Source organism: Rhizobium sp. NZLR1, assembly GCF_017357385.1.
Classification (GTDB): Bacteria; Pseudomonadota; Alphaproteobacteria; order Rhizobiales; family Rhizobiaceae; genus Rhizobium.
In genome coordinates this window covers 2917214-2930078 of sequence record NZ_CP071632.1, presented here as the reverse complement: position 1 = coordinate 2930078, position 12865 = coordinate 2917214, and the positions used below count along the sequence as shown (strand labels likewise).

The window sequence follows — 12865 nt, the reverse complement described above, 5'->3', positions numbered from 1 at the left end:
CGTTGTCATCTCCGACCGGAGAGTTGGTCAACCGACATTGCCGCAGACGCTGCTGAACGTCGCTCGGGCGAAAACAGGCCCTCAACACGTCATTCCATGCTAATCTTTGAGCCATCGGAAGGGATAGTGATGGCAATGCTGGAAACGGATAAGGTGTTCGCAGGCTCGGTTCCGGAAAACTACGACCGCTATATGGTTCCGTTGATTTTCGAACCTTACGCTGCGGATCTTGCGGGGCGGGCGGCATCCTTCTCGCCGAGCGCCGTGTTGGAAACCGCCGCGGGCACCGGGGTCGTTACCCGCGTATTGGCGCCAAGATTGTCGTCAGGCGCAAGCTATGTTGTCAGCGACCTCAACCAGCCGATGCTCGACTATGCCGCTTCCCGGCAAACGCCCGACAGCCGCATCCAATGGCGCCAGGCGGATGCTCTGGCGCTACCGTTTGAGGATGCGGCCTTCGATCTCGTCTGTTGTCAGTTCGGGGCGATGTTCTTTCCCGACCGGCCGGCTGCCTACCGCGAAGCAAGGCGGGTCCTGAAATCAGGAGGACGTTTTTTGCTGAGCGTATGGGATCGCATCGAAGAGAATGTGTTTGCGAATGATGTGACGAATGCTCTCGCCAGGATTTTTCCGAACGCTCCGCCGCGCTTCCTGGCACGCACGCCGCATGGCTACCACGACAAGGACCTGATCCGGTCGGAGTTGGAGGGCGCAGGTTTCTCCCATGTGGTGATCGAAACGAGGGCCGAACAAAGCCGCGCATCCTCGCCCCGCATTCCGGCCGTTGCCTATTGTCAGGGCACGCTTCTTCGCAATGAGATCGAAGCCAGAGAGGCAGGAAAACTGGAGGCTGCGACCGACTACGCTGCATCCGCGATTGCAGACAGGCATGGCGGCGGCGAGGTTGCTGCCAAAATTCAGGCGCATGTCATCGTGGCCGTGGCCTAGAACAGGATGATTTTAGGCCCGCTCGGCCTAATCTGAATCCTGTTCTTAAGAGTTAGAGCATGATGTCATGAGAAAACCGCACACACTTTTCAACATCATGCCAGAGCTGGCGAACACCCGAAGTACATGCCTAGCCGAGAGCGCCTTGGGCAGCGCAGATCCTGTCGATCAGAGCATCAAGTTCACCCCTTGGCGGACGGCTTTTGGCCAGGCGCTGCTTGAGGTACATGATCGGCTCGGCCAGAATTTCTTCCAGGCTCTCGGCGCAGGTGAAATCGCCGGCCACGCGCTTGACCTTCGAATTGTCGAAGATTGCCGTCCAGGCCTTGTCGCCGAGCAGTGGGCCTACCCACTCCGGATTGTATTTGATCAGGGTGTCCGTCGGAATGTGGACGATCTTCGCCTCGACGCCCAGCAATCTTGCGATGGTCTTTTGGATGTCGTCCCAGATATGTGCGCGATCGGAGGTGATATGGAAAATCTCATTTAGCGCTGCCTCCTTGGCGAAAAGTCCGACGAAAGGCATTGCGAAATCGACCGCGCGGGTCAGTGTCCACGGCGTGTGGCCGTCGCCCGCCACGATGGTGGGCTCGCCATCCAGCATGCGTCTCGCCATGACGTCGCTGTCGCCCATCATGATCGGCAGGCCGGTGCGAACGGTGTGGCTGGGACGGACGATCGTCCAGGCGAGTTTGATGGACTTCTTGAGCAACTCCTCGCCGGCAATCTTGGCCTGGCTGTAGGGCCAGTAAGGATTGATCGCCGGGGTCTCCTCGGTAATCAAATAGTGACGCGGCGGCTTTTCATAGACCGAGGCCGAAGAGATGAAAATGTACTGACCGCAATTGTCCGCAAACAGTTCGATGTCGCGCGCGACCTGATCGGGCGTGAAGGCGATGAACTGGCACACGACATCATAGTTGGCCTTGGCGAGATCGGCATAGTCGCGCGATCCCAGTTCGCCGACGATCGAGGTCACCCCCGCAGGCAACGGGTTGCTTCTCAAGCCACGATTGAAGACGCTGACATGATGGCCTTGGGCAACGGCCCGCTCAACGCATGGATAGGAGATTTGGCCGGTGCCGCCAATGAAAAGAACTTTCAAAGCCATGAGAGTGACCTCGGGGTCTGCGCGGGATCGATGATGGCTCTTCATAGCGCGAAAGAACTTGATCGTCTCCCAGAAATCTCGCCATCTGAGAATGGCAACGCCCAAGAGAGCCTCGTCCCGACATGCTCCGAAGGACTCGAACGGCGAGCGGCATGTGTTCGGGCTGTTGATGGGTGCAAGGAGCGGCGTTGCGGCGTGTCCTTCGAGGCTCCGGCCTTTGGCCTGCGCGCCTCAGGATGAGGGGCGTTGGCGGATGCCGCGCCTAGATGAGGGGCGCCGAGGATATCCCGTCCTCGATGAAGAGGTAGACAATGTCCGATAAAGAACTCAATGGCGCCGCGTCGCCGGCAATGAGGCGTACAGCGCGATTGAGGCTCAGGGCTCCTGCATCAACGGATATTCTTTTCCTGACCGAGCTTTTCTCCCGACCGGAGCTGGTCGCACACCGACCCGTGCCGCGGCCCGACTCGCCCGATGAAAGTGCTGCGCGGCTTGCCCGTGATATCGGGCATTGGAAAGATCATGGGTTCGGGCGTTGGGCGGTCGAAGCGAACGGCGCGCTGATCGGTTTCGGCGGCGTGACCGTTTCGAAGGAATTCGGCGGCCTCAATCTTTCGTATCATCTGCACCCCGAAAGCTGGGGGCAGGGATATGCCACGGAGCTGGTCCGGGAAACACTGACCTTTACCTTCGACGATCTGCATGCGGAGCGGGTGATCGGGTTGGTCCGCCCCATCAATGTCGCTTCAAAGCGCATTCTCGAGAAATACGGCTTCCATTTCGACCGCGAAGTGATGCTGCATGGCGCACCGACCAACATGTACACCCTCGGCGAACTCCGGACTTGAGGCCGCCGTAGAGGTTCGGGATGGCCGGTTTGCGCAGGCCCAAAACAGTCGCGCATTTTTGCTCGCTCTAAGGTACCAGCAAGATACTGCCGGCGGAGCGCCCCGACTCCATTTCTTCATGAGCCGTCGCAACATTTCTCAAGCTGTATTCGGCGCCGATCTGAGAGACGATCCCTGTTTCCATCGCCCGGACCGCCGCTTGAGCGGCCTCACGATATCTATCGATGTCAGTGCACCAAGCCATGATGCTCGGGTGAGAGAGCGCCTTGCCTGGCCGGAGTTCCTCGAGGGGAACGGGTGGAACCGGGCCGGCGGCCTGGCCGATGCTGACAGCCATGCCGAACGGTCGGACCGAGCGGATGCTTTTAACAAGCATGTCACCGCCAATTCCGTCAAAGGCGACGTCGACACCGTTTCCGCCCGTCAGCCCCTTGACCTCTGTGACAATATCCGCTCCCCGTCCGACCACGAGATGATCGGCTCCGTAGGATTCGGCGAGCGCCGCCTTTTCAGCGCTACTGACCGTGCCGATCACCGTGGCATTGAGCGACTTTGCCCAACGAACAAGCATGCTGCCCAGTCCACCGGCGGCCGCATGAATGAGAACACAACTCCCGTCATGCACATTGTAGGTCTTCGTCAACAGCATGTAAGCGGTCATGCCTTTGAGCAGCGAACTTGCCGCCGTTTTAGCCGAAATCGCCTTGGGAAGCTTAATCGCACGGTCGGCAGCGATGTTCCTAGTCGAGCAGTAGGCTCCGACCGGCGGTCCCGCATATGCGATATGATCGCCCTCTTTGAAGTTCTCGACGCCGGGGCCGACAGCTTCGACGACGCCTGCGGCCTCCGCGCCGATCACTGCGGGATATGAGGGCAGCGAGTAGATGCCCTTGCGGTGATAGACGTCGAGAAAATTGGTCCCGATAGCGTGATGGCGGATTTGGATCTCGCGGTTGCCGGGAGGATGGACACGTTGATCCTGGACCTGGAACTGAGCGACGTCGCCCGGCGAGTTCAGCAGTACAATCTGATCTGTCATCGTTTGTCTCCTTGATGCAGTCAAACTACCCGGTGGCGAGATGCGTTAAAATTCCCTATTGTCTCCCAATGATTGGGAAAGAATTCACACAAATCGATTGGGACGACCTGCGGCATTTCTTGGCGCTCGCACGGTCCGGAACGTTTCTCGGCGCGGCGAAGCAGCTCGGCGTTGAACATGCGACAATAAGCCGGCGTGTTGCATCGCTGGAAGCCAGACTGGGACGCAAGCTCATCGACCGTCGCGGACGGCGCGTCGTTCTAACCGCCGATGGGGAACAGGTTGCCAAGCATGCAATGCTTATCGCCACGCAAACTGCCGCAATCGAGCAGCTTGGTCGCAGCAGCTCGACTGAACTGCGTGGCCACGTAAGGATCAGCGCTCCTCCAGCGCTTTCGAGCGTCCTTCTGGCGCAGCCAATCGTGGCCATCCGGCGAGACCATCCAGCCGTCCAGATCACGCTTGTCGGAGAGAAACGGCTCGCTTCGTTGAACCGACGGGAGGCAGATATCGCTGTGCGGTTGTCGCGGCCAGAAGATGGCGACTATTCCATCATCAAGCTTGGCGAGATCACCTTCGACCTCTACGGCTCAAAGTCATACCTCGAAACCGTTGCGCCATCCGAATGGACCTTCATCGGCTATGACGAAACAATGAACGCCTCGCCGCAGCAGGCTCGTCTCATTGAGCTGGCCGCTGGCCGGCCGATAGCGGTGAGGTCATCGGTACTGGAATTTCAGGCCGCAGCGGCGAGGCTTGGTGGCGGTGTCGTCATGCTCCCGGATTTCGCCGTCGCGGAATCCGGCGATCTCCAGCGCATCACGGGGGAACATGCTCTTGGAAGGGACGTGTGGTTGGTCGTGCATTCGGAGATCAAGGACGTCCCCTCCGTGCGTGTGGTCGTGGATGCGCTCAAGCGCGCCTTCGGGAAGTGATCGGCTGCCAAATGGAGCGTCACATGCGCGAGCTACGAAGCTATTGAGGGCGCGCTTCATTTCACGGGTTCCATGCGCAGAACCTGGTTTTAGCGCTGCCCCGGATGATCACTCACCGCCGTCGCCAACCAGCGCATCCCGGACGATCGCGTAATAGGGGGCTAGCTCGGGCATGTCAGCAGCCAGCCTCTCGAAGACGTGGTCGGATGGCGCGAGCGTGCCGGCATATTTTGCATCGATGAACGCCCGATGGGCGGCGAGGGACAGCGGATCGGCCTTGTGCAGGACGGTGAAGACCGGCGACGTCACGGTGCGGCCCTTGACGATGATCCGGTCGAGCTCGACGACGGTGTAGGTGTCGGCGACCAGTCTTGCGGTATCCTCGCCGAGCAGCAGCGCTACGCCATAATTCTTCGAGGCGCCTTCAAGGCGGGAGGCGAGGTTGACGCTGTCGCCGAGGCAGGAATAGTCGAAGCGGCGGGTCGAGCCCATATTGCCGACGATGCATTCGCCGGTATTGATGCCGACGCCCATCTTCAGGACGTGCGGTTTACCGCCATGCGCTGCCGCTTCCCGCTCCAGCTGGTTGTTCAGCCTCGAAATCGCTGTCTGCATGGCAAGCGAGGCGCGCACGGCATGGAGGGCATGGTCGGGATCGTCGAGCGGCGCGTTCCAGAAGGCCATGATGCAATCGCCCATATATTTGTCGATCGTCCCGCCATGATCCATCACCACGTCGGAGAGCGGCGTCAACAGCCGGTTGATCAGACCGGTCAGCTGCTCCGGATCGTCCTTCAGCGTCTCGGCGATGGTGGTGAAGCCACGTACATCCGAGAACAGCACCGAGAGCGTGCGCCGCTCGCCGCCGAGCTTCAGTTGCGAGGGATCGTTCGACAGGCGCTTGACGAGATCGGGGGAGATGTATTGGGCGAAGGCGCGGATGATCTGCCGCTTGTTGCGGCGCTCCTCGGCATAATCGAAGGCGGCCTGGCCGAAGACGACCGAGATATAGGCGACCGTCGGGCCGAGCGGCGAGACGAAGACATGGGCAAGCCGGATGCCGGCAAAGCTTACGGCGGCGAAGGCGAGGAGGCCCACCGCACTGGTGACGATCGTCAGCCATCCCGTCGAGCGCCAGACGGTCGTGGCGGCAAGCAGCACCGATATCAGGATGCAGGCGGCAACCGCGGGCAGGCGGGCTTCGGCGATCGACAGGCCAGCACGAATATTGTCGTAGATGGTCGCCTGAATCTCGACACCGGAGACGAGTTTGCCGGTGTGAACCGTATAGGGCGTCGCAAAGGCATCGACACCGCCCTTGTCGATCGCGGGCGCATTCTGCAGGCTGAGGCCGACGAGAACGACTCGGCCCTTGAAATAATTCCGCGGCAGCAAATTCTCAGGGTCGAGCGCCTGGTAGTAGGAGACCGTGGGATAGCTGCGGGCCGGGCCGAAGGACTGGATGAGCCGGCCGGCCGACAGAATCTCCGCCGGCGTTCCCGACGTCTTCGCCAGCATGGCGGCAAAGCCGTCCTCATAGCCCGGAATGCGGCGGAAGATGCCGTCGCCGCTGAGATCGATCGAGGCGATGCCGGTCACAGCACCCGCTTGCGTCAGCTGCGGCAGCGGCGTGGCGCGGATCAGTTGCGAGGCCTGCGGCGTCTCGATCAGCGTTTCGTCGCCGGCAAGCACGGTGTCGGGACCGACGGCCTCGGTGATTGCCGCGTCATTGCCGGGGTTCGAGGGTTCGGCCATGATGATGTCGAGGCCGATGACACGGGCGCCGGCGGCGCGCAGCTGTCTCACGAGTTCGGCATGCAGGCTGCGCGGCCAGGGCCATTGGGCGTTGATATCGGCAAGCGACGGTTCGTCGATCGCAACGATGACAGGTCCACCTTGAGGCGGGCGTGGATCGTCGACGGTCGAGAGGTAATCGTAGCTTCTGAGCTCCAGCAGCGACCAGGCGGGCAGGCGTGACAACAGCGAGATGGCGATCAGCACCGACAGCGACAGTATCAGCAGCCTGAGACGGCGGCTCCCGGTCTGACTCCCGGTGGGCCTGGCCTGCCGAGGCTTATCCTGCTCCCGCATCAGAAGCGGACTTTGAGGGTGCCCTTGAAGGCGCGGCCCCAGCCGGGCACGCCCGGCGTGATCTCGAACTCCTCGTCGAGCAGGTTATAAGCGGCAGCTTCGAGTGCGATGCGCTTGTCCAGCGGTTCCCAGATCAGGTGGGCGTCGAGGCTCCAGTAATCGTCGAGCGTGGTGCCGAGATCATCGCCGTCGCGTTCGCCGACATAATTGGCGGCCACCGTCGCCTTGACCTTGGCCTCGTTGACCCAGGTCAGCGCGATCTGGCCGGAATTCTTCGGGATAAACGGCAGAGAGCCGCCGTAGTTCGGCTCCAGCGGGTCCTTGTTCTCCGATTCCATGTAGGCATAGGTGGCCGAGAGGCCGAAACCGGCGCCGAGCGCGACGTTGGCCGTGACGGCGGCGCGGTCGATGCTGCCGCGCGACAGCGGCAGGCTGTCTGCCGCAGGCAGCGCGATCAGCGGCAGGTCGATCGAGAAATCATGCAATTCCTGGTGCTGATATTCGACCGAGGTGAAGAGCCGGTCGGTCCACTCGGCATCCCATTGCAGCGCCACCGTATCGGTATAACCCTCGACGCCGATCGAATATTGGTTGGCCTGCAAACCGAGGATGCCGATCGGGGCAAGAGTGGGAACGCCGGTGTCGAGGCTCTGGCGCATGAAGGCAGCGCGCAGCCAATGGTTCTCGGCCGGTGCCCAGGCGAGGCCGAAGCGTGGCTCCAGCCGGCTGACATCGACGCTGCCGCCGCTCATCTGCGTGCCGAAGAGAGCATACTCGCCTTTGAGTTCGGGGGTGATCTCGTGCAGCACGTCGATGTAGGCGCGGGCGATGTTGACGCGGTTATTGAATGTGTCCGGGCCGTCGGTGGTCCCGGGGATGATCGGGAAGAGCGGAAAGAGTTCATGAAGGCGAGAGGAGGTGGTCGCGCTGGCATCGATCCAGCCGCCTTCGATGCCGTACCGCCAAGTCAGCGGTCCGCTGCCGATGGAATGGCTGAGCGCGGCGACATAGGCTTTTGAGGACAGCTCCTCCGTCCCGTCCAAGAATGGAATGATGTCGGGGTCAGGCAGACCGAGAACCGGTGCATCGTCTACCTGAAGAGAGGTGGACGTCTGCGATTTGCTTTCCGAATAGAGAAAGGCGCCGTTCAATATGTTTTCGTAGCCGAAGGTATGGCTCCAGCCGAGGCCGGCATTGGTCGTTTCGGTGATATTGCGCCGATAATTGTATTCCGAAGAGACTTCGGTGCGAACCCCGAAGCCCAGGAGGTTGAGGAAGTCCGTCAGTGACGAGCCTGCCGTCAGTGCGTTCAGCGTTCCATCGTTCTTGGCATGGTTGACATAGGCCACCACACGATCGTCCGGCGTCACCGTTGCCGTCAGATAACCATTGCCGCCGACGAGCTTGTTGTTGGTCTGGAAGCCGCCAAAGTTGCGATAGTCGCCGTCCAGCACCAGTTCTTCCCAGGTCAGGTTGCCGAAGAAGCTGAGCGGGATCGTCTCGTTCGAGAAGCCCTGGATTTCGGCCTCGCCGATGCGCCTTGTATGGCCGTCGACACTATTGATGCCGCCGCCGAGCGAGCCTTCGATGAAAGGCGTGCGCAGCAGCGTTGCCGAACGAGAGCGGCCGGAGAGCATGTGCGGATCAAGCAGCAAGCCCTGGATAAAGGATGAATAGCTAGACGCGTTGCCACGGTTCTGGATGACATTGTCATCGCTGAAGCTCGTTGCATTGACGTAAGGGAAGATGCTGCCCTTGATCGACTGGTCGATATAGCCGCTGCCTTCGAAGGGGCTGAAGACCGCATCCCCGTAATAGCGGCCCCAGGCATCCAGGCCCTGGAGGCGAAAAGCGTTGTTCAGCGTCGAGCCGGCATCCTCATTGGCGCCGAGCGCGCTGTAATCACCGCCACGGGCGCGCGAGCGGCGGAGAAATTCCTGCGCGTTGCGGATCGCGCCGTCGGCGTCGTAATCGTCGATATCGATGGCGGTGCGGAAGGAGGAGATGACCGGATCGTTCTTGTCGAGCCTGTCGGCATTGTCGACTGCCTGCTCGGAAGGGATGCGGTCGCCCTTTTCGTAGTGGGCGGCGGCGAGCATCAGCTGCGATTGCGAATGGGCTGGATTGGCGGTGCTGGCGGCCAGCAGGTCCTCCAGCGCCTTGTCGCGCTCGCCGGTTTGCAGGTAATAGCGGCCGCGGGCGAGGAGAGCGATGTCGAAGGAGGGATCGGCGGCGAGCGCCGCATCGATTTCGCGCTTGGCATCCTTCATCCTGGATTGGTCGAGATAGAGGATGGCAAGATTGCCGTGCGGGACCGGATCCTGCGGATCGAGGGCGATCGCCTTTAGGAACGCAGCCTCGGCCTCGTCATTGGCGTCGCGGGCGCTTTGCAGCAGGCCCATCGAGTTCAACGATCCCGAGGCCCCCGGCGCAAGCTCGATGGCGCGGTTCAGATCGGCCAGGGCGCCATCGATATCGCTTTCGTAACTCGCCTTGTAGGCGGCGCGTGCGGCAAGGGCGATCGGATGATTGGGATCGAGCGAGAGGGCGCGGTTGACCGCCTCCAGCATCTGGGCGCGGTCGTCGATCAGCTGCGCCAGCTGGGCGCGGATCGCAGGCAGGGTTGGGTCATCAGGAAAACGCTTTTCCGCATCCTTGATCAGGTCGACGGAGGCGCGGGGATTTTTGAGGAAGCCTGTCGTGTAGGCCTGCATGATCGCGCCATAGGGGCCGACCGCTGATGACGGCGGCTTTTCGACATGGGCTGGATCGGAAAGCGAACGGGCAAAATAGCCGCCATACTGCGCCATGTTCCGGCGGGCCGGATCAAGATGCGGCAGTGCCGCCGCAAACAGCCTTGCGGCTTCGTCATAGCGTTTTTCGGAGCCGGCGATCGTGGCATCGATCAGGTCGACGCGCGCCTTCTGGAGGGTGGTCAGCTTGCGCCGGCGAACCTCCTGAAGCGTCTTTGCGGCGACCGGCCGGCCGTCGAAGGCGCTCTGCACTTCGGCAAGCTCCAGCCAGTTCTCGGTGGTGCGACGTTCCGGCGGCAAAGCCAGCAGCCGGCGGCGCTCATCGGCCATGCGGCCTGCCGGCAACGGAGAGGTCGGCATCAGGCCGAAGCCATCGCGCAGGTTCAGGTAGAACAGCATCTGCTCGCGATCATCGGGTGTGACTATGACCAGCTTGCGCGGCGCCTGGCCGATCGTGGCGACCGCCCCTTCGCCTTCGTTCACCTCGACGCTGCCCTGCGGGTTGCTCAGCGCCACACGGCCTTCGAGCACGATCATCGAGGTTTTGCTGCCCTCGACGGTCATCGTCCAGTCGGTGCCGCGGATGGCGGCTGCGGCCGCTGGTGTCTCGACCGTCAGACCTTGGCCGCCACGCTCGGCGCGCGCCCAGATCGTTCCCGATTGCAGCTCCAGTGTCGTGTCGCCGCTGGCGGCCATTTTCTTGACCTGCAGCGATGAATTGCGGCCGAGGCGAACCTGGGTGTGGTCGGAAAAGACGATGGCGAGCTGGCCGTTGGCATTGGTGCGCAGCACGTCGCCGGTCAGGAGATCCTGATTGATATCGACGACACGCCAATTCGATACGTCGATGAAACGGACCTCTTCGCCGGTCTTGCGGGCGATGACGGAACCGGCGACCGGTGTTGCACGCTGGACCGGATCGGCCATTGCCGGCGGTGCGAGACCGGGACCAGCAAGCGCCAGCGCCATGCCCGCACGACAGATGTTCTTGGAATAACCCCGCATAACCCCAGACCCCATACCCGCTTCCCCTTTGTCCGTGTAGAGGGGAAAAGTCAAGCGCGTTGCACACGTGTTCTTGCTTTCGCCGTCAAGTGTAATATCAGGGAAACACTTGGGGATGGAGTATTCACGTGAGCGAATTCGAAACTGCAACTGAGGTTATGCTAAGCCAGCCGTCGAGCGCGGATATCGGCGTGGAGTATTTCGACCATATCAAGAAAATCAATGATATATTTTACGATCAGGTCAAGATATCCGATCAAAAGGCTGCCTATATCTTTACGTTCATGCTGGCCTTCCTAGTGAGCTCCAGCGAGGTGAGGGCGGTTTTCAGCCTGGGGCGTTATGTCAGCGGCACACCAGGGAGCATGCTGTTCTCCGGCTTGCTTGCCGCAGCTTCGGTCTTTTCCATCCTGTCGGCGATCCTCGTTGTGCTGCCGCGCCGTTTGGATAGCTCGACCTCGCTGTTCTGGGGCGCCTGGCAGAACCATCGAGATCTGTTCTTTGACGCGGCACTGCGGCGCGACGAGCGTTATCTCTTCGACCAATATCTCGAAAACGCCAACATCCTCTCCGCCATCGCTCGCAGCAAATACCGCTGCGTCACTTTTGCGTTTCGCGGTTTGATGGTGAGCGTCATCGCTTACGTCCTGCTATTGGTGGCGATGTGAGGATGGGGTTGTTAACAAAACTCATTTGCGCCGAGCGCACGCCAAGCCAAGAATGCAGGGGCGGTGAGACGGGCGCGCCGAAGCGCGCCCGTCCTCTTCAATCCTCGACCTCAAGAACGAGCTCCAGCTCGATCGGTACGCCGAGCGGCAGGCTGGCGACGCCGAGGACGATGCGCCCTGAGAGTTTTTCCTCGCCGAAGACCTGGAGCAGCATTTCCGACGATCCGTCCGCGACCTTCGGGTGATCGCGGAAATCGCCTTCGGTGGCGATATAGACGCCGAGCTTGACGATCCTGACGACCCTGTCCAGCGAGCCGAGATAGTCCTTGGCGGCCGCCAGCGCACTCAGTGTCGCCGTCTCGGCCGCCTTCCTGCCGTCCTCTGATGTCAGCGCGCCGCCGACACGGCCGATATAGCGCGGCTGGCGGTTGACAACCGGCAGCATGCCGCTGAAGAAGACCAGGTTGCCGCTCCTGACCGCCTCCACATAGGCCCCCAGGGGTGTTGGTGGCGAGGGAAGCGTGATGCCGAGTTCCTGCAGCCGGCGTTCTGCGCCGGCTGCGTGCGCTTGCGGGTGGTTTACCATTTGCCCAGATGTGCGCCGCCGTCGACGTGCAGCACCTCCCCGGTCACGCGTGGAGCTTCGGTCAGGAAGACAACCGCATCGACGACTTCCGCGACGTTGGAAATGCCAGCCATCGGCGACAGCGTGCTCAGGAAGTCCTTCGGATTGTCCTTGTGCAATGGCGTATCGACGACCCCGGGAGCCACGGTGTTGACGCGGATTCCCTCGCTTGCATATTCCATCGCCAGGTTCTTGGAGATCGCGTCGATGCCGCCTTTGGTCATCATGGCGACCGAGGCCGAGAAGCCGGCGATCGGATGGTCGATCAGCGGTGTGGTGATGCTGACGATGCTGCCGCCCGATTTCTGGGCCAGCATCTGCCGGACAACCAACTGGGTCAGGTGGATGAAGCCTTCGAGATTGGTCGAGGACAGCTTCCGGAAGTCGGTCATGGTGTAATCGACGAAGGGCTTGCTGAAGAAAATGCCGGCATTGTTGACGAGGGCGTCGATCGAGCCGAACCGGTCGATCGCGGTCCTTGTCACTCGCGCCGCGGTTTCGGCATCGCCGATGTCACCGTCGACGAGCGCCAGTCTGTCCGACGCCTGCAAGGCATCCGAGGCGCTGACCTGACGTGAGGTGGCGACGACATTATAGCCGCGCTCGATGAAGGCGTTGACGAGCCCGGCTCCGATACCCTGGGAGGCGCCCGTGACGATGACAGTCTTTGCGGTAGTCATGTTGAACTCCATAGTCTGGTCGGGCAACGCAGGCCTTACGAAGGCGGGTCGCTCGAGACGGGGCTGCTGCGAATGCGCCTCCATCGGGTTATGATCGTTTTCGCAAGGTGAATATGATGAAAACTCCATTCCCCGATTAGATGGAAATATCTGGATTCTCTT

The 12865-nt window shown here is 61.3% G+C and carries 10 protein-coding genes; 4 read left to right on the top strand and 6 right to left on the bottom strand.

The features are described 5' to 3' along the window. Positions 1-135: 135 nt before the first annotated feature. Complete coding sequence (locus J3O30_RS14590) at positions 136-948, top strand: methyltransferase domain-containing protein (RefSeq protein WP_207584341.1); 813 nt, start codon at positions 136-138, stop codon at positions 946-948. A gap of 130 nt (positions 949-1078) precedes the next feature. Here J3O30_RS14590 and J3O30_RS14585 read toward each other — a convergent pair whose 3' ends face one another. After that, entirely contained in the window at positions 1079-2059 is a 981-nt protein-coding gene (locus tag J3O30_RS14585; RefSeq protein WP_207581008.1) for an SDR family oxidoreductase, read from the bottom strand. A gap of 311 nt (positions 2060-2370) precedes the next feature. Between J3O30_RS14585 and J3O30_RS14580 the strand changes: the two genes are divergently transcribed. Further along, on the top strand, positions 2371-2907 hold the full coding sequence (locus J3O30_RS14580) for a GNAT family N-acetyltransferase (RefSeq protein WP_207581007.1): 537 nt from the start codon (positions 2371-2373) through the stop codon (positions 2905-2907). 67 nt (positions 2908-2974) lie between these two features. Here the strand turns inward: J3O30_RS14580 and J3O30_RS14575 are convergent, their stop codons facing one another. Then, positions 2975-3946 (bottom strand): quinone oxidoreductase, encoded by a 972-nt coding sequence (locus J3O30_RS14575; protein WP_207581006.1) that lies wholly within the window; start codon positions 3944-3946, stop codon positions 2975-2977. A gap of 68 nt (positions 3947-4014) precedes the next feature. Here J3O30_RS14575 and J3O30_RS14570 point away from each other — a divergent pair, with 68 nt between their 5' ends. Further along, a complete protein-coding gene (locus J3O30_RS14570) occupies positions 4015-4881 on the top strand; it encodes a LysR family transcriptional regulator (RefSeq protein ID WP_207581005.1) in 867 nt (288 codons plus the stop codon). 108 nt (positions 4882-4989) lie between these two features. On the opposite strand, the gene J3O30_RS14565 is transcribed toward J3O30_RS14570, so the two are convergent. Together J3O30_RS14565 and J3O30_RS14560 are read right to left on the bottom strand one after the other, a co-directional pair. Continuing rightward, entirely contained in the window at positions 4990-6972 is a 1983-nt protein-coding gene (locus J3O30_RS14565; protein ID WP_207581004.1) for an adenylate/guanylate cyclase domain-containing protein, read from the bottom strand. Then, positions 6972-10730, bottom strand: a complete 3759-nt coding sequence (locus J3O30_RS14560) for a FecR domain-containing protein (protein WP_207584340.1) — start codon at positions 10728-10730, stop codon at positions 6972-6974. The genes J3O30_RS14565 and J3O30_RS14560 overlap by 1 nt, the downstream gene beginning before the upstream one ends. 128 nt (positions 10731-10858) lie before the next feature. Between J3O30_RS14560 and J3O30_RS14555 the strand changes: the two genes are divergently transcribed. Further along, positions 10859-11398 carry a Pycsar system effector family protein gene (locus tag J3O30_RS14555; RefSeq protein ID WP_207581003.1) on the top strand — a complete coding sequence of 180 codons (540 nt, stop codon included), beginning with the start codon at positions 10859-10861 and terminating at the stop codon, positions 11396-11398. Between the two features lie 97 nt (positions 11399-11495). Here J3O30_RS14555 and J3O30_RS14550 read toward each other — a convergent pair whose 3' ends face one another. After that, complete coding sequence (locus J3O30_RS14550) at positions 11496-11984, bottom strand: RidA family protein (RefSeq protein ID WP_207581002.1); 489 nt, start codon at positions 11982-11984, stop codon at positions 11496-11498. Beyond that, positions 11978-12703: an SDR family oxidoreductase gene (locus tag J3O30_RS14545; RefSeq protein WP_207581001.1), complete on the bottom strand. Its 726-nt coding sequence runs from the start codon at positions 12701-12703 to the stop codon at positions 11978-11980. The genes J3O30_RS14550 and J3O30_RS14545 overlap by 7 nt, the downstream gene beginning before the upstream one ends. Positions 12704-12865 lie beyond the last annotated feature (162 nt).